Annotated in this window: 15 protein-coding genes; 14 read left to right on the plus strand and 1 reads right to left on the minus strand. The window is 62.0% G+C overall.

Features of this window, described 5'->3' with window-relative positions:
• The first annotated feature begins 151 nt into the window (after positions 1 to 151).
• The gene (locus tag HB777_35030; GenBank protein QND69303.1) at positions 152 to 868 is read left to right on the plus strand and encodes a hypothetical protein; all 717 of its coding nucleotides are present in this window, start codon (positions 152 to 154) and stop codon (positions 866 to 868) included.
• Between the two features lie 223 nt (positions 869 to 1,091).
• Here the strand turns inward: HB777_35030 and HB777_35035 are convergent, their stop codons facing one another.
• Entirely contained in the window at positions 1,092 to 1,796 is a 705-nt protein-coding gene (locus HB777_35035; protein ID QND69044.1) for an IS6 family transposase, read from the minus strand.
• 986 nt (positions 1,797 to 2,782) lie between these two features.
• Here HB777_35035 and HB777_35040 point away from each other — a divergent pair.
• From HB777_35040 to HB777_35100, 13 genes are all read left to right on the plus strand, one after another.
• Positions 2,783 to 4,897: a multicopper oxidase domain-containing protein gene (locus HB777_35040; GenBank protein QND69045.1), complete on the plus strand. Its 2,115-nt coding sequence runs from the start codon at positions 2,783 to 2,785 to the stop codon at positions 4,895 to 4,897.
• On the plus strand, positions 4,884 to 6,158 hold the full coding sequence (locus HB777_35045) for a tyrosinase family protein (GenBank protein ID QND69046.1): 1,275 nt from the start codon (positions 4,884 to 4,886) through the stop codon (positions 6,156 to 6,158). The genes HB777_35040 and HB777_35045 overlap by 14 nt, the downstream gene beginning before the upstream one ends.
• A 7-nt stretch (positions 6,159 to 6,165) precedes the next feature.
• Positions 6,166 to 7,125: a hypothetical protein gene (locus tag HB777_35050; protein QND69047.1), complete on the plus strand. Its 960-nt coding sequence runs from the start codon at positions 6,166 to 6,168 to the stop codon at positions 7,123 to 7,125.
• Positions 7,126 to 7,452: 327 nt separating this feature from the next.
• Positions 7,453 to 7,914 (plus strand): nuclear transport factor 2 family protein, encoded by a 462-nt coding sequence (locus HB777_35055; protein ID QND69048.1) that lies wholly within the window; start codon positions 7,453 to 7,455, stop codon positions 7,912 to 7,914.
• A 23-nt stretch (positions 7,915 to 7,937) separates the two neighbouring features.
• A complete protein-coding gene (locus tag HB777_35060; protein ID QND69049.1) occupies positions 7,938 to 9,806 on the plus strand; it encodes a hypothetical protein in 1,869 nt (622 codons plus the stop codon).
• Positions 9,803 to 11,167, plus strand: a complete 1,365-nt coding sequence (locus HB777_35065) for a DegT/DnrJ/EryC1/StrS family aminotransferase (GenBank protein QND69050.1) — start codon at positions 9,803 to 9,805, stop codon at positions 11,165 to 11,167. Before HB777_35060 ends, HB777_35065 begins: the two co-directional genes overlap by 4 nt.
• Positions 11,167 to 12,027: a transketolase gene (locus HB777_35070; GenBank protein QND69051.1), complete on the plus strand. Its 861-nt coding sequence runs from the start codon at positions 11,167 to 11,169 to the stop codon at positions 12,025 to 12,027. The genes HB777_35065 and HB777_35070 overlap by 1 nt, the downstream gene beginning before the upstream one ends.
• Positions 12,014 to 12,373 (plus strand): hypothetical protein, encoded by a 360-nt coding sequence (locus tag HB777_35075; GenBank protein ID QND69052.1) that lies wholly within the window; start codon positions 12,014 to 12,016, stop codon positions 12,371 to 12,373. Before HB777_35070 ends, HB777_35075 begins: the two co-directional genes overlap by 14 nt.
• Positions 12,309 to 12,938: a hypothetical protein gene (locus HB777_35080; protein ID QND69053.1), complete on the plus strand. Its 630-nt coding sequence runs from the start codon at positions 12,309 to 12,311 to the stop codon at positions 12,936 to 12,938. Before HB777_35075 ends, HB777_35080 begins: the two co-directional genes overlap by 65 nt.
• Positions 12,939 to 12,961: 23 nt before the next feature.
• A complete protein-coding gene (locus tag HB777_35085) occupies positions 12,962 to 14,281 on the plus strand; it encodes a radical SAM protein (GenBank protein QND69054.1) in 1,320 nt (439 codons plus the stop codon).
• Between the two features lie 98 nt (positions 14,282 to 14,379).
• A complete protein-coding gene (locus HB777_35090) occupies positions 14,380 to 16,311 on the plus strand; it encodes a B12-binding domain-containing radical SAM protein (protein ID QND69055.1) in 1,932 nt (643 codons plus the stop codon).
• Positions 16,245 to 17,501 carry a hypothetical protein gene (locus tag HB777_35095; GenBank protein ID QND69056.1) on the plus strand — a complete coding sequence of 419 codons (1,257 nt, stop codon included), beginning with the start codon at positions 16,245 to 16,247 and terminating at the stop codon, positions 17,499 to 17,501. Before HB777_35090 ends, HB777_35095 begins: the two co-directional genes overlap by 67 nt.
• A gap of 11 nt (positions 17,502 to 17,512) precedes the next feature.
• Positions 17,513 to 18,316 (plus strand): DUF3050 domain-containing protein, encoded by an 804-nt coding sequence (locus tag HB777_35100; protein QND69057.1) that lies wholly within the window; start codon positions 17,513 to 17,515, stop codon positions 18,314 to 18,316.
• Positions 18,317 to 18,335: the final 19 nt, after the last annotated feature.

Genomic DNA, 18,335 nt, shown 5'->3' on the forward strand with positions numbered 1-18,335 from the left:
CGCACGCAGCGATTCAGGACGTTGTAATGCCGTTCGTGTTCAAGCTGGGCTTCCCCGCCTTTTCAGCCTAAAGAACCACCTCGCCTGTCCGAACGATCTGGACAAACCGGACTATCCGGACTATATGTGTGCCACAGAAATGGAGGCCGCCATGGTCGCAACGGTTCGAAAATCTGGAACGGGCGTGCACGTTAATGTGAGCAGCGCGGCCGTCGCCGACATTCTTGAAGTGTTGGCACGGCACAACCCAGGAATCTCCCGATCGGAGCTAAAGGGCAAGAGCAAAATGGTAGCTGCGGTGACTGCGGCAGCTGTCCGGCTTTCGGAGGAGAACCAGCGCCAGATTCTGGTTCATGAAAAGGATCTTGCCCAGGCAATGGAGACGGTGGTCGCGGATCTCGCTGGTCGAGGCGACAGCAGGCCGATCAAGCTCGACGTTGAAAGGCCTGTTGAGGTCAGTCACGGCGCGGGACTCGGCAACGTAGTAGATCTCGAGGAAGGTCGGCGAAGGGTCGCGGAATATGCAACAGCGGTTCGCCTCGAAGACTGGGCAGGGCCGGTTGCAGGGCCGAGTGATATTGAGAGGGCCTTTGGAACAAGAAGATCCACACTCCATGATTGGCAAAAACGGGGAGCCGTCATCGGCTTGCTGAAGGGTGAACGAAAGCATGTCTTTCCCTTGGCACAGTTTCTGGACGGCCGGCCGGTCAAGGGGATGTCTGAAGTCACGAGCATCATCCGCAATTCTCGCGCGGCCTGGCAATGGCTGATTCAGCCGAAGCCCAGTATCGGGGGCGCTCCTCTCGACCTTCTCAAAGCTGGACAGGTGAACGAGGTTGTTGCGGCCGCCGAGCGTGACTTCAGCTGATCGTGAAGCTTGATCCCAAGACAGTCGCGGACCTCGCTCTCGGATTTCAGCCGCGTTCATACCTCCGCGTGATGCGCGCCGCGCATATGGCGACGCCGCTGGGGATGGGTTTTGGACACACACGCTTCTCAAGTCCGGATAGGACGTTTCAACTCGTCTACATCGCCCACGGGCGTTGTCACGTTGTTTGCAATGTGGGCGCGTGAGGCCGATACCGCGCTTTTCAGGCAGGCCGTGCACTCACGGCTTCCCACGCGGCCATGGCTTGGCGTCGATGGGTTCGAATTTGTGCGGCGGAGCGGTTGGTCTGGGATGGGACGAAGAGATTTCGAACGGCGGAGAAGATCGACACGAAATGCTGCAATGAGCCGACCGACCGGAAACCCTGTCGCGTTCGTTCCCGTTTTCGGAACGGCAGGTGAGAATTCTCCGCCCGGTTGTTCAAGCCTTTATGCGAGCGGTGTTCCACGTTCGGCATGACCTGGCGTTGGGCCGCCCCGTAGGAGCGCAGTTTGTCGGTGATCATACGCTTTGGCGGCAGACCCTGCTTCTTCAGAAGTCGCGTCAGCAGGCGCCGGGCGGCCTTGGTGTTGCGACGCGTCTGGACAATCTCGTCGAGCACATATCCGTCCTGATCAACCGCTCTCCACAACCAGCATTTCTGACCGTTGATGCGCACCACGACTTCATCCAGGTGCCAGACATCGTCTTTCGTCGGCGACTTGCGGCGTATGCGGCGCGCATAATCAGGGCCGTGCTTTCGGCACCATCGGCGGATGGTCTCGTAGGAAACGACGATCCCGCGTTCGAGCAGCATTTCCTCGACATCGCGCAGGCTCAGATTGAAGCGGAAGTAGAGCCAAACAGCACGGGCCACGATTTCGATCGGATAGCGGTGGTTCTTGTAGGTCGGTGCACTCACGGTCATGGGCGCGCTGCTACCTCAATTTCCTTACCCCTCAATCAATGTGACACCACCGGCAATGCTGCTCATCCCGGAAGGCCGCGATCAGTCTTCAACAGTCCGAATGTTGGAAAGCGCTGCAAGCATTTCAGGCATTCTCATCTCCTTCAGATCAGCTCGAAGAATCGCATGAAAAGGCTTCGATCACAAGGATATTGCGGTCTTTGGTTGATAAGAGCCGCGTCACGCAAAGGGTGAATCACGAACGCACGCGCCTGCAAACCCCCACCGCCCGGTAATCTGCCCCGGTTACGCAGTGTTAGGACTATCGTATTGCGTGAGAACGATTTCTCTTTTGGCACGGTACATGCATAGTCCTCTACAAAGGCGCATGGACTGAGGAGAAGTCGTCCGATGATCACGCCCACCGGAAACTCAGACGAGACGATATTTGCAGACGTGGAGGCTTGCCCGGCACTTTGGAAAGCGACTGTGGGCGCGGGTACTCCCGAGCAATCCGAACCAATGTGACTGGTTTGGGCCGCTGTGTGGCCCGACGCCGGCCGCGGGAACTGTCCAGCTTGGTGGGTGAACTAAGAAGGGTAGAAGGGGTGGAGATGGCATATCGGTTTTCTCCGGTGCGCGCAGGCGCTTGCTAACCAGGCGTTCGGGATAGGCAACGACCTGCAGCGCGAACAATCTCCCTCCAGCGTGTTTGTTGGCAGTGGTACTGCTTGCTGTCAGCTGCGCTCATCTGGCAATTGTTGCTTGCGGTAAAGATCGAGAGACTGGGTTGGTCGATCGCGGCTCGGCATCTTAGCCGATTAAAAATAGAATCAGATCGAAACGAAGTGATAGTGATCTGTATAAGTAAGTTCTAAAATTCGTTCGTTCAGTTTTGGTAGAAGTAAAGTTTGGCGTTTTCGGCTTTTCAAGCTAGACAGATCTCCGGATCTGGCGCACTATCTTTTCGGAATACAATCTCGAGCTAATATGTAGGGAGGGGACCCATGTCGCGTCCTGGATTGATGGTGCGTGCGCGAATTCTCGCGGGTGTTTTCCTCAGCAGCCTGGGACCGATCGCGGTGCTGCCCGCGGCGGCCGAGATCCTCAATCCACCGGTGCTGCAGGACGAACGGGCGCCGATTGCCAAGCCTGCCCTGACGGAGCTCGCACCGGCTCCGCCACTGCCCGGCAACACGCTGCCGGTGCGCGGCGACCGCCTGCTCAATCTCAAGCTCGACTACATCGACAACCAGATCTACAACCCGTCCACGGGCGGCTACGACAAGGTCCATCTGCGCGGCTACACCGGCAAGGGCGTCGATCCCAGCGCTCCTTATGTCTCGCCGACGATCGAGGCAATTCCAGGCGACACGGTACGCGTCACCCTCGACAATCAGTTGCCGGCAGGACCGCAGCCCGGCGACCCCGGCTGCATGCCCGACGGCCAGATGCCCGACATCCCCCACTGCTTCAACGGCACCAATCTCCACACCCACGGGCTGTGGGTAAGCCCATCGGGAAACAGCGACAATGTGCTGTTGTCGATCAACCCGCAGACGCGGTTCACCTATGAATACAACATCCCGTCGGACCATCCTTCCGGCACGTTCTGGTATCACACCCATCGCCACGGCTCGACCGCGCTGCAGGTGTCGAGCGGCATGGCCGGGGCGCTGATCATCCGCGGCAACCGCTTGCCGACCCCGACCGCGCATGGCGACATCGATACGCTGATCCCGACCTCGGCGATCCCCGAGCGGCTGCTGGTGATGCAGCAGATCCAGTATGCCTGCCGCGCGCCCGCGGCGAAGCCCGGCGATCTCGGCCCGATCAAGCAGGACATCAACGGCCACTATTTCTGCGATCCGGGCGATGTCGGCGGCATCGAGGGCTATGACCAGTTCGGGCCGGGCACCTGGCCGGCATCGGGGCGCTATACCTCGCTCAATGGCAAGGTGTTCAATCCCAACGACCCCTTGAAGGCGACGCAGGGCCAGATCGAGCGCTGGCGCATGGTCCATGCAGGCGTGCGCGACACGATCAGCCTGCAGTTCTTCAAGGTGAATGACGGCAAGTTGAAGCCGGGGGTGAAAACGCTGCTGAATGCCATCACCACCGCGGCGTTCATAAAGGATACGTGCAGCACCACGCCGGTGCCCTATACGCTGATCGCTGCCGACGGGCTGACGATGGCGGCATCGCAACCGACCAAGCTTGCAACCTTCCAGCCTGGCTATCGCTTTGACGCGCTGGTCGTCTTTCCAGAAGCCGGGCGCTACTGCGTGATCGACTCCTCGGCGCCCAAATCCGGTGTGGTCAACGCGCTCGACGTCGGACCGCAACTGCTCGCCTTGGTCGACGTCGCGGCGGGAACGCCGGTCGACAACGTGGAAACCTACGTCAATCGCAAGCTGCTTGCGCTCGCCGAGGCCAACATGCCCGCGGACGTCAAAGCGACTGTCGTGGCCGATCTCAAGGCCGGAACGAAATTCACCAGCTTCACGCCGCATCCCGACATCACCGACGACGAAGTGAAGGGCAACGGCACGCAGGAACTGACCTTCTTCATCGACACGACCGGACCGGACACCAAGTTCGAAGTCGGCAACACGCTCAACACGGCCGACGCGAAGCCCTACGAGGCGACCCGCATCGACCGCTCGCTGCCGCTGGGCAAGGCGCAGGAATGGACGTTGCAGTCGCACTTCGTCAGCCATCCGTTCCACATCCACGTCAATCCGTTCCAGATCGTCTCGATCATCGATCCCAACGGCAAGGACGTCAGCGCGCCGGGCGCGATAGACGACGCCGGCGGTGCGCCCTACGATCCGCAATATGCCGGGCTAAAGGGCGTGTGGAAGGATACGCTGTGGATCAAGAGCCTGATCCCGCAAAACCTGCCCACGGGTTTTTCAGGCATCTACACGATCACGCTGCGCACCCGCTACGAGCGCTATATCGGCGAGTACGTGCTGCACTGCCACATCCTCGACCATGAGGATCAGGGCATGATGCAGAACGTTGCCGTGGTGCTGCCTGACCAGGTGGGCGACGACGCGCAGAGCGACGCCATGCAGATGGATGGGATGCAGATGGGTGGCCACGATGCCCACAAGTAAGGCGCAGGCGCCGGAACCCGATGCGCCGTTTAGATGGAGCGACGTCGAGGCGATCCTAACCGCTGCGGGCGGCAACGATGGACCAGGCAGCCTGACCGGGTTGACGCTGCCGGATTTCCTGACGCTGCAACTGCAGGGCATGCCGCTGATCGCGCCGCTGACCACAACGTGCTGCGGCACGAGCGACGCCAAGGGGCGCGGCGCGCGCTCGGTGCTGGTCCGCGGCTTGCGCGGACTGCCGCCCTTCGACGGCAGGCAGTTCCCCCGCCTGCCCTGGGGCGGCAAGCCGGTCGCCGACGACGACATCGACCGGATCGAGACCTGGATCGAGGAAGGCTGCCCCGGCGAGCTGATCGAGACGGTCGCGCTTGCCGGCGAAGTCAGCGTGACGACCGAGGCCCGCGTCGAGGTGAAGGGGCTTCCCGGCCCCATCTTCGGCCCGGCATCCGATCCCGCGGCATGGCGCTACGCCAAGGGCGAATTGCGCCAGCGCATGGATGTCGATGTGCTCGACGACGCGCAGAAAGAGCGGCTGCGCCATGCATTTCGCGAGCTCTACAAGCTCAACAAATGGGTCGGCGACAAGCGCAGCTACAACAATCTGGCGCTGATCCACCAGAACCATTGCCAGCATGGCTGGGAGCGCTTCCTGCCGTGGCATCGCGTGTATCTCTATGAATTCGAGCAGGCCTTGCAGGATTTCTGCCCCGACGTGACCATGCCGTGGTGGGATTTCCCGGCCGAGCGTTACAAGCCGGACGATCCGGCCAACGGCGCAATCCTTCCTGATGCCTTCAAAGGCTTCCTCACCCAGGACTCGGTGCGCTTCCTGCGCGACAAGGGTTTTCCGGCCAAGATCGACACGCTGGTCGGCCAGTTCTGGGCCAATCCGACGCAAATCTACGACGCGGTCAGCAAGGCATGCGGCAAGGAGTATGTGGCCGGCGAAAACCGCAAGCGGCTGATCGACGCGGTGCTTGAGGCCAATTCGCTGTGGTACCCGCTGCGCTACTCCAGCCAGTTCGGCAAAGGCACGATCAACACCGTCATCCATTACCATTACCCGGCACAGGAGGACATCGACGAGATCCTCAGCCTGCGCACCTTCCGCGACTTCGGCGGCGGCAGCCTCTATGTCGACAGCTTCGGCTTCCTCGACCAGAACCCGCACAACACGATGCACATCTGGACCGGGGGCATGACTGTATGCTTCCAGCAACGCGTTCAACGACATTGGTATCGAGAACGAGGGGCCTCATAGGTGGCGCATGATCTGGAAAATCAACACATTCGGAAGCCTACGGCTATTCTATCAAGATCAGCCTCTTGGGGTACATTTATCGCGAACGTCTAAAGCGTTGATCGGATTGCTTGCGACACACCAAGGTCGCGGCATTCCGCGCGATGAGATCGCGCAGTTGCTTTGGTTAGCCGATTACGACAAAGCTACTCAGCATCGACTAAGCACGATCCTATGGCGACTGCGTCATCTGGGTGATATCGGCGGGCAGGCGGCCGCCAAACAGCTTGTTGTGATCGAGCCGAGCGGAGACATCAGGATCAACGATCGCAATGTCGTCAGCGTCGATCTCGCTGAGTTCGAAGCTGCGGTGGTGCGGTGCCGCATCCGTCGAGATGAGGCATCGCCCGAGGACGTTGCAGTGCTGACGAGGTCGGCAGATTTATATATGGCAGATTTCTTACGCGACGTTGATTTGGAATGGGTGTCGGAAAAGCGGCAGTATCTCCGGCAATGCCACCTGGATATTCTACAGTTTCTGATTGAATGTCACAGCCATCATTGCAAGTACGACGACGTGATTAATTATGCGGATCGGTTTCTGCGAATTGACCCGTATCTCGAGACCGTTCACGTATTTATGATTAAGGCCTGTCTCGCGACAGGGCGGCGATCTATGGCGGCCGCGCACGCCGAAGCGTGCCGATATGCGTTCATGGAGGAGCTTGGTGTGGCCGTCGAACCGGACACGCAGCTGCTGATTTCGTCGCTTACGTCAGCTACCAACCCGCACGTGAGGATACCGGCGAAACGCCAAGTCGAAAGGAGAGCGAGGGCGCGCGTCGACGGCAGCAGCCTCGTTCAATTGAGAGAGGCCTGTTCGCTGGTCGTCGACGTCTGCTCGAGCCTGCTGCTTGAGGCGAAGGATGCAAAGCCCAGCCCGACGCCCCATCAATCCTTTCCTCCCCGGAAATCGGCCGAGCAGTAGGTGATTGCAGCCCAGCTGCACGCTTCCTCAGCGTCTCCAGGATGCCTGCGGTCGGCGAAGACGCCGAAGGCTCGATCTCGCGCAGACCTATTCTCAATTCCTCGTTCCACGTCGACGCAGGCTGACGACTTCCTGGCTTTCGTTACTTCCACCGATTGTAACCGCACTGAGGTCATGACCGAGGGGCGCAGACCGCGTCAACTGTGATCGGGCCGTGATGCCTCTGAGGCGAGCCTGAGAAAACGGGCTGCTAGGTTGGGCTCGTGAATGAATCGGCCGCAATCGTACCGAGGCGGCTGCTTTTGCTGACCAACGGAGGAAATGGCCATGGCTTTGAGTGAACCGGACGTGACAGCGTTCCTGAAGACGTTCGTATCGACATACGAGAAGGGCGACGCGTCGTTCTTCGATCTGTTCGCTGGCGACGCGTCTGTTTTCAGCGTGTCGGTTCCGACCCGCATCGACGGTGCGGAGGAGTACCGGCGAGGCTACGAAGAGCAGTTCCAGGGAAAAAACCGGCGGGCGCAAATCCTTTCACCGGAAATCCGCATCGCCGGCGACGTAGCGGTCGTCACCTATCACAACCGCGTTGCGCTAGACAATCAGTCGACCAACCTGCGGTCGACCCTGGTTCTCTCGCGTGTCGGCAAAGACCTTAAGATCGTGCATCTGCACAACTCACCTCTTGCCTCGCCGGGCGTCAGTGCGACCCCGCGGCGGCCGGAGGACGTAACGCTCCTGGAGGAGCGCGTCGCCACCGCTGCGGCCGCTGTGGGCACGCCGAAATAGCGTTAGGATGGGGAGAGGTATCCATGTCCAAAAACGCCCGTCGCAGGACTGCGCTTGTCGGCATCGACGGATTTGCTCCTGCGTTCATGGACCAGTTCCTGGACGCAGAGACGATGCCGGCGCTCGCGGCCCTGAGGGGGCGTGGGTGTGAGGTGCCTCTCCTGTCCACCATTCCCGCATGCACGCCGGTCGCGTGGGCGGCGATGATGACCGGCTGCCATCCCCAGACCAACGGCATCCAAGGGTTCCTCACGGCGCGGCCCGGGCAGCCGCTCGACTGTCGCGTTCCCGGGGTCTTTGCCGACCGGCTCAAGGCTGAGCCGATATGGCAGACGGCCCTGCTCAATGGCCGCCGATCCTACGTGGTGAAGTTTCCAGTATCGTATCCGTCGCAGGCATCGCTGCGCGTCGACGGTGCGGCGGGATGGGGTGGAATCACATGCTTGCACGAAACGGCAGTGGCCGGCACGTCGAGATGGCCCGGGACCGGACAGATTGGCGAGGGGCCGGCGTGGGCCGGCGCAGCGCCCGGTGGCGGCGCGGTGGCGTTTTTTGGCCGCCTCTCGCTACCAAACATTTGGGGGCATAGAGCGGTCGAATTCTCATTGGCAATCTTCGATCGGAATACTCATCCTGTTTTGGCGATCGCCTCCACACCGGACTGGTCCCGGCTATGTACGACGCTCGAGATTGGTCAATGGAGCGAGCCAATCGTGCTGCCGGTCGAGGGACGAACGGGTCACGAGGACCACGCGCTGCGCTTCAAGCTCATGAGTCTGGAGGCCGCGCCAACGCGGATCGCATTGTTCAATACTTGCGTGCACGCTTTGTCCAGTCACAGCGCACCAGTGGAAATATGGCACCGGCATCTCGCGGCTGCAGGTCCGATCGAGGAGCAGACGGACCCGAGCCTTCTATTCTCCGGCGCGATCGACATCGCCACACAGATTGAGCGGTGTCGACTCAATATCGAGTGGCTCTGTAAGGTCTCGCGCTCGATCCTTACCGCGGAGTCCTGGGATTTCTTCGCGGTCCAGCTCCACTTCGTGGATTGGGCTCATCATCTCCTGCACGGAGCACTCGATCCACGGCACCCACGCTATGACCGCGCCCGGCATCGCGAAGCACATGATTTGTTGCGACTGTTTTATGCCATGGCCGACGAACTTGTCGGCGCGGTAACGGCGGCCGCAGGTGACGCCGATATCATCGTAACTGGGGATCACGGCCAGGACCTGCATCATACCACCGTGCGACTCAACGAGTGGCTCGCGGAACGCGGCCTGCTTAGATTCATCGCGGGCGGCGAGGCTGTTGATTGGGCCGGTACCCGCGTCTGCGCGCTCGGTAACACGCTGCACATCAATCGCAGCAGAACGATTCCGGGAGGCATCGTGTCCGAGCAGGAGGCCGAGTATCTGATCGAACGGCTGTGCTCCGAACTTACGGCACTCATCGTGCCGGACACTGGTGAGCAACCGATCCAGAGCATTTGGCCGCGTCAGCAGCTTGCCTATCTCGGCGGAGCCGGCGAGGGAATGGGCGACGTTGTATTCTTCTGCGCCAGCGGCTATCAGGCCCGCAACGACCGTGGCCCGCTGTTTCAGGTGACGGAGCCGTGGTGCGAGTTCACGAGCGGGCACGATCATTTTTCGCCATTGGATCCGCGCCTTCACAGCCGTCTCTACGCCGCTGGTCCACATGTCGCCAGCCGGGCAGCGCAAGCGCCCCTGCACTCCGTGATCGATGTCGCGCCGACCATCGCCGCGCTGCTCGGTATCGCGCCCTCGCCGGACACGGAAGGGCACGCGATCGACGAGCTGCTGGCTGCGGGCTTCGATGAGATCGACCCGACCAACAACCCTGCCGAGAAGCACGCGGTGCACGCATGAACGTCCAGAATCCAATCATTCAGCCCCGTCCTCGACTGGCCATCGATGGCGGCGACCCCGTGGTGCCGAGCGGCTATGTCATGATGTCGCGTTGGCCGCGGTTGGACCGGGCCGACCTCGACGCCGTGATCCAACAACTCGAGTCCGGCCTGTTCACCGAAATGTCGTGCACGGCCCAGGTGCACGAATTCGAAACCGAGCTTGCAATCCTGACCGGAAACAAATACGCGCTCGCGCTCAACAGTGGCACTGCCGCGCTGCATTGCGCGCTGGCCGGGGTTGGCGTCGAACCGGGCGACGAGGTCGTGGTTCCCGCTCTTGCCTACATCGCCTGCGCAGCTGCGGTGCTGCATCATCAAGCGATTCCGATCTTTGCAGACGTAGACCCGTACTCCTACAACGTGACCGCGCACTCGATCGCAGGGGCAGTCACGCCGCGCACGCGCGTCATCATGGTGGTGCACCTACACGGCCATCCGGCGGACATGAACGAGATCCGCACCTTGTGTGATGGGTTGGGGTTGCCGCTGATTGAGGACTTCTCGCAGGCCGTCGGAGCCAGCTATGGCGGCCGGCCGACCGGGGGGCTGGGGACGGTCGGCGCCGCCAGTCTGATGTCGGGAAAGAATCTACCCTCGGTCGGGGAGGCTGGGGTTCTGGTGAGCCGCGATCGTGGCATCCGTAACCGGGCCGCACGGCTGAAGGCTTTCGGCGAAGAGATCGACAGCGATGGCGGTTATCGCGTGATCGGCACGACCATGGGTTGGAATTATCGTATCAACCTGTTGTCTGCGGTGATGGTCAGCCGCCAAATTTATCACCTCGAATCCTATACGGCGTTGCGGCGCGCTAGCGCAGCCCGGCTCAATGCGGTCTTGGCCGAAATCACAGGCTTTTCCGGTCCATCTGAGGGCGCCGATCGCGAGCATTGCTATCACATGTACCGCTTCCGCTTCGATCCGGCTGAGGCGGGACTCGCAGTCTCCGTCGACCAGGCACATGAGGCGCTCAAGCAAGTGTTCTGGGCCGAAGGCCTGCCGGTGGTCGAATTCCAGAATCAGCCGCTGCCCGGCCACGATCTCATGCAGGGAAAGCTCGGCTATGGACGCGGCTGTCCATGGACTTGCCATGGACGAGGGGACCACAACTACCGCATCGAGGATTATCCAGGCGCGCTGGAGGCAATCCGCAACTCGCTCGTGGTCGGCTATCCGTCGCAGGCGGTGCTGGCTAATCCCGAAGTCGTGGACGCCTATCTCGCGGTCTTTCGCAAGCTGGAGCGGAACATGCGCGTGTTCGAACGTTTCGCAGCTGACCTGCCGTCTGCCCCGCCTTGGCTCGCACCTCCACGGATCTTCTGATGCTCATCGAATATCCCCATGTTGCCGCTGATTTGGCCAGCCAATTGGCCGAGCGCGCCCACGCTTTGCGGATGCTGATCCTCCGGACGCACGCGGCGGCCGGCCAGGGCCATCTTGGAAGCTCGTTGTCGATCGTGGAGATCCTCGTCGCGTTGATGTCGAGCGGGGTCGAAACCGGCTCCTGGGGTAAGGCGCCGCATGGTGACCGCATCGTGCTGTCGAAGGGGCACGCCGCTCTTGCGTTTTATTGTGCGCTCGCCCAAGCCGGCCTGATACCGCAGCGTGATCTCGAATCGTTCAGCCGTAATGGCGGCAAGCTTGAGCCGCATCCTAACGAGCGCACCGTTCCTGCGGTGCAAGCGTCAACCGGTTCGCTTGGGCAGGGATTGTCGATCGGTGTTGGCCTCGCGTTGGGTAGCCGCATATGCGGTCGCAACGACTCCTGCTTTGTTATTCTGGGGGATGGCGAACTGAACGAAGGACAATGCTGGGAGGCTGCGATGTCGGCCTCGCGGTTGCGGCTTGGCAATCTCGTGGCCGTGGTCGACGCCAACGGCTTCCAGCAAGATGGCCCGATGGACGAGATCATGCCGGTCACCGGCCTGGCGGAGGCCTGGCGGACGCTTGGCTGGGCGGCCGCTGAGGTAGACGGCCACGATTGCGCCATGCTGCTTAGCACGCTGGCGGCGACACGCAGCGCCGATCGTCCGGCGCTGATCGTGGCGCGGACTGTGAAGGGCCGTGGCGTACCCTTCATCGAACATATGACCGAGAGTCATTTCCCTCCGCCGCTGACCGCCGCTGAACTCGTCATGATCGACCAATTGGCTGCAAAGGGGACGGCAAATGCCCGCGGCTGAGGTCTACGGCCCGTTGCTGGCGGCGCTTGGTGGTCGAGACGAGCGGATCGTCGTCGTCGATGCCGGGCTCGGCTCATCGATGCAGACCGGTGCATTTCGCGCCAGCTATCCCGAGCGCTACGTCAATCTTGGCATCGCCGAGGCCAACGCGGTCGGCGTCGCTTCGGGGCTCGCCCGGCGCGGCCTACGGCCTTTTGTCCATTCGTTCTCCAATTTCCTGGCGCGCCGCGCCCACGACCAGATCGCGATCTCGGTCGGGGTAGGGGGGGCTGCCAGTCACGTTGATCGCAGGATCGTGCGGTATATTCGATGGTCGCAACGGTCCGTCGCATTTCGCCGGCGATGACTTGGCCGCGATCTGCACAATGCCGGGCATGACCGTCTACGAACCCGCCGATACCATCGATCTCGAAACGTCGCTCGAATGGGCGCTGGCCAGTGCAGGCCCGGTCTATATCCGGCTACGCCGGAACGGCATGCCGCAGAGCATCGGCGATCCGTTGCTGACGCGGGAAGCGGTACGTCTGGTTCGGCTCAGCGTCGCGCCGCCGGTCGTCACGGTCGTGGCCGTCGGCGCCATGTTGGACGAGGTTCTGACCGCCTGCTGGATCCTGCTCGACGACGGGATCGTCCCCGAACTCGTGCACGTGCTCAGGATCAAGCCGTTCGATGAATCTGCAATTCTCGCGTCGGCTCGGCGGACCGGACGCATCCTCGCGGTCGAAAACCACGTCACCCATGGCGGCTGTGCGGCCGGCATTGCGATGCTTGCTGCGCGCGAAGCAATCAGATTTTCTGCATTGACGCTGCCAGATGCCATCCTCCCCGCAGGCGACCCGCGTTGGTTGTTGGCCCATTGCGGCCTCAATGCGACGTCGATTGCCGATCACCTCTCAAGCCTGTTGTCTTGAAGGAGCACCTAATGCTTCAGCATATGGCCCCACTCGCCCATGGTCACCGCGCCGAGCTGCCCGACAAGACCCGGCCGCTGGTGCGATGGCGACGCGAGGCATTCGGCCTCCTTGCCGCCTTTCCGGATGGGCACGTCGCCGTGCTGGACGCGGAAGCGGCGCCTTTGCTGGAGGCCGGCGCCGATTACGCCAGCTGTTCGGGCTATCGCCTCCCTCGGCTCGAAGTGGCGACGGATTTTCATTTCTCGGCGCCGCTGATGGCATGGCTGGAGCTCACCCGCGCTTGCAATCTTCGTTGCCCTCACTGCTTCGTCGAAGGCGGGGTGGCGCGCGCGGGCGAAATGCGCACGGACCGCATTCTCGCCCTGCTCGACGAATGGGCGCGGATGGGGGTGTTCTCCGTCATCCTGACCGGTGGCGAGCCTACGATGCATCGGAATTTCCTCGAAATTGTCCGTCACGCGCACAGCCTCGGCTTCGTGGTCGGGATTGCCACTAACGGCATGCCGATCACCGAGCGCATGCTGTCGGCGATCCCGCGCGACGACGTGATCATCAGCGTCAGCATCGACCATCTGCACGGGCAGGGCGCACGCAAAGGCCTCAGCGATTTCGAGTTCGCCAAGGGCAAGCTCCTGATGATGAAACAGGCCGGATTCAACACGTCGATAATGACGACGACGTCCAGCCAGAACGTGCATCAGCTGCAGGACATTATCGACTGGGCGATCGAGAACGATCTCAGCCTGCGCAGCGTGCCGTTCGTCGAGATGGGGCGCGGCAAGCTCCACGGGCACCTGCTCAACCAGAGCCAGGACGTAGAAGCAGCCGCCCGGTTCTGGATGACGGAGGAAGAGTGGGAGCGCGTGCGTGATCCCAAGCTCGGCCTGTGCGCCGGCAAGGTGTTTAATTTCCTGCTGACGATGGTTTATGCGACCCGCCGCTGCATGAGCGGCCGGGGCATCGCATATGTCAATTCCAACGGCGACGTTTATCCCTGCAGCACCTGTTCCGGCAACAAGGTCCTATGCGCCGGCAATGTGGCCTGGAGCGATTTTGCCGAGATCTGGGAAGGCAAGTGGGACATCCGCGCCATCACCTGGGACACCTTCGAGAGCACATGCAAGGGCTGCGCGGTCGCTGATCGCAAGTATTTCTGCACCGGTCGCTGTCCTGGTAGTTCCAGCGTCCGCCACGGCCGTCTCGACGGCTGCGGGAGCACGGACTTCCAGAAGGCTAGCATCCTGCGGCGCGAGGAATTGTTCAAGGCCAGCATCCATGCGGAGCCGGCCGTACCGGTGCGTGCTCCGCAAACCGTTTCGGATCCACCCGTCAGCGCTTGAGGCGAAAGAAATCGATGCGTATCTCGCTCGCAACCAGCCTTCATCTCGACCATGGTGCACGTCGCTTTGACGCCCGGCCAGGCGATCCGATCAATGTCATGCAGGCATTCGTGCCGGTCGGTCTTCTGTCGCTCAAGGCGTCGTGTCATGCCGCCTGCCCGAGCGCGGCCGTGGACGTGGTCGAAGTCAACACGCTGATTAATGCCGGGCAGATCCAGAACAGCAAGGACTTTTACGATGACCTCGCGGACGCGATCGTCGGCGCCGGCACCGATCTCGTCGGGCTTATGACCGACTCCGACTCGCTCCACCACACCGTTGCGATCGCCAGCCGCGTCAAGGCACGGGCGCCGCGCGCGATCGTTGGCCTTGGCGGCCCGGCATCGTCACCGCTCGCCCGCCCGCTGTTGCAGCGTTTCGAGGCGATCGACTTCGTTGTCCGCGGCGAAGGCGAGGAGACGTTCGCAGAAGCCATCTGTGCGCTTGAGCGTGGGGTGACGTTGTCCGGCATCGCCGGCCTGACCTGGCGTGATCGCTTGGATGTCGCGCATAATACCGATCGCAAAGTGATCGAGGATCTCGACACGCTGCCGATCCCGGATTTCGCCGCCTACTCTGGGATTAGGGACGCCGCACTCTATCTAGACGTCGGCCGCGGCTGTCCCTTCAAGTGCTCGTTCTGCGCGACAGCTCCGTTCTGGGAGCGTCGTTATCGGATGAAGTCGATCCCGCGTATCCAGGAGGAGATTTGGCTGTTGCGCGACCGCTGGGGTCGTGGTCACGTCAATTTCTCGCACGACATCTTCACCTGCGACGCCAAATGGACACATCGTTTCTGCGATGCGATGAAGTCGGCCGAACTCGGCGTCACCTGGAGTTGCTCGACCCGCACCGACGTGATCGACCCGGAGCTGCTCGCTCACATGGCCGAAGCCGGCTGTGTCGAGATCTACTACGGCATCGAGACCGGCTCCCAGGCGATGCAGGCGGTGATCGACAAGGATCTCGATCTCGCACGGTCACGCGACATCGTGCGCGCGACGGCATCTGTCGGCATTCGTCCGGTTACTGGCTTCATTCTCGGTTACCCCGAGGAGACGCCCGAATCGGCCTCGGACACCCTCACGCGTTTCTTCGACTTTCTAGAAGTCGGCGGATATCGCGCGCACATCTTCACGCTTTGTCCGTTCCCGGGGGCACCGATGTTCGCTCGCGCGCAAGAGCTGATCGGGCGGCGGTCCGAATGCCTCGAGCTTCCACTCGCCGCCGAGGCGGCGGCGGAAGCCGACCGGACGATCAGTGAAAATCCCCACATCTTCGTCGGACATTTCCGCTACGCGACGGCGGGCATTTCGTCGGAGCTCGTCGCCGCCGTCGAGGAGATTTCACCCCATCTCGTGCTGCTCAAGCGGCTCTGGCCGATGTTGTTGCCGCACTACGATGCACCGATGACCCTATTGATGCGCTGGACGCATTGGATCGCCGAACGTAATGCGGAGCGACCATGGCGGGGCCGCCATCACGGCGACGCCGGCGATCTGATTGACTTCCTGGCCCGCGAACTTGCTGAACTCGGCATCGCCGATGGACGGCTCGGCGAACTCCTGCGCTACGAGGCCGTGAAACTTGCCGCCGCGGCGTTGCCGGCGAATTCACTCGACGACACCGAGCGTCCGACGCAGGTGAGCAGCGACACCATCCTTGGGCAAGCGAGGCATTACCTAATAGCGGCGTTCGCGGTCGATATCGGCGGGTTGATCGCCGGTCATGCGCAGCCGGCCAACGATGTTGTTCTGCCGCAATGGGTGCTGTTCGCGCGCGGATCGAGCGGCGCAGTCGACACGATGATGATCAGCGATCGCGCCCGCCGGATCCTCGAATGTGCGCAGCGGCCACGAAAGGCCGGCGAACTCGCGCGCGCCGCGCTGATCGATGCTGCCGGACGTGGAGGCGGGCCTACCGAGTGCGGGCTGGACACCGTTCATGCGTTGCTCGAACGAAGGCTGTTGAAGGAGGTGATACCGTCATGACCGTTCCGTCCCACGTCCTCGCCCACGCGCTGTGCTTCGATGGTCCCGTCTATGTTTATGATCTCGCTGTGTTGCGCCAGCGTCTGGCGCGATTGGAAGCGCTGCCGGTACGCCGCAAGCGAATCCACTTCGCTACGATGGCGAACGACAATCCGCAGGTCCTCTGCGAGATTGCGGCCGCCGGACATGGCGTGTTCGTGAATTCAGCCCGCCATCTGGCGCTGGCGTTGTCGGCTGGTTTCACGCCCAATCGGGTCATCTTTGCGTCCAGCAACATGACGGCGGCCGAGATGCGCCATTGCCACACGTGCGGCGTCCACCTCGTGCTGGACTCGTTGGCGCAGGTCGAGACTTTTGATTCGCTCGCCTCACCCGGCACTGCGGTCGGCGTCCGCGTCAATGTCGGCAGCGCTATAGACACACCGGAGATAGGCAACGAGCCGTCTTATCGCTTCGGCCTGTTGCCGGCGGAGCTCAATGCGGCTGTGGAGCGCGTTCGGAGGTTGCGGATCTGCGGTGTGCATTCATATTTCGGCACCGACATCATGGCCCCGGAGACGCTGGCGGAGGGGCTGCGCCGGCTCGTACGCGTCGCGGCATCATTGCCCGATCTGAGCTATGTCGACAGCGGCGGCGGTCTGGGCGTCCCGGAGGACCCGGACGCACCAGAGTTCGACCTGAAAACCTATGGAGGGCTGGCTGCCGCCGAGCTCGCCGAACTCGAAAGCAGGCTCGGCCGTCCGATTGAACTTGTTATCGAGCCGGGACGATGGCTGGTCGCGCCAATCGGCTGGTTCTTCGCCCGGGTCGTCGACATCAAGCGGCGTCCAGATCGAATCTTCGCCGGCACCAGCGCGAGCGTCGCCCAATTTCCGCGACCGCTGGTCTATCCGGACCGGGCTCACCATGCATGCGAGATCATGACCGGCGAGCGTCCACGCGCGCTTGCCGATCGTCCGGTCTGGCTCTCTGGCAATTCGACCTATTCCCGCGACTTTCTCGCCCGCGCCGTAACGCTACCTGAACCGGAAGTCGGGGATCTGATCGCATTCCACCATGCGGGTGCATATTGCCGCTCGATGGTGACCCGTTTTCTAGGCAAGGAAATGCCTGCGGAAATCGCCCTCAACGCCACGGTTCGCCACAATGCTAGGCCGGAGCAAGCCGCTCTGCTCAGCGTCGCAGATTGAAAGGAAGTCGCATGTCGGCACTCGGTATGTACAGTCTACTGCGTCGGCTCGAACCGGCGCGTCACCAACTTGTAGGTCATGAAGTCTATGCGGCGCTCAGTTGCATCGAGGACGTACGCGTGTTCATGGAGCACCATGTGTTCGCTGTCTGGGATTTCATGTCGCTGTTGAAGAGCCTGCAGCGGCGCCTCAGTTGCGTCGAGGTTCCCTGGCTGCCGGTTGGCTCGCCGCGCATGAGGCGACTGATCAACGAGGTCGTGCTCGAAGAGGAAACCGACCTGATCGATGGTGAGGCGACAAGCCATTTCGAGCTTTATCGTTCCGCCATGCTGGCGGCCGGTGCGAACACCCGGCCGATCGATACCTTCGTGAAGGCGCTTCGCGATGGCGCCGAAGTGGCTGTCGCGCTGGCCAGCTGCTCCGCCCCCGTCGGCGCGCGCGCCTTTGTCGGCAAGACCTTCGAGATCATCGCCTCGGACAATCTTCATCAGATTGCTGCCGCGTTCACGTTCGGGCGAGAGGAGGCAATCCCTGGCATGTTTCGCACCTTGGTCGATTCCCTGTCGCGGCAGCAATCCAGCTCGCTGACGCCGTTTCAGGTCTATCTCGATCGTCACATCGGGCTTGACGAGGACACGCATGGACCGATGGCCGTGGCGATACTTGCGGAATTGTGCGGCGACGACGAGCGGAGATGGGAACAGGCGGCAGATGCGGCGCATGCCGCTCTAGCCGCCCGCCTCACCCTCTGGAGCACCGTATCGAGCGAGGTTTCGCTGCGACGGCTCGGTGTTCCCGGCCTTGTGGCTGCCTGAGTCCTCGGGGCGCGATGCC

Source organism: Mesorhizobium loti (assembly GCA_014189435.1).
GTDB lineage: Bacteria > Pseudomonadota > Alphaproteobacteria > Rhizobiales > Rhizobiaceae > Mesorhizobium > Mesorhizobium loti_G.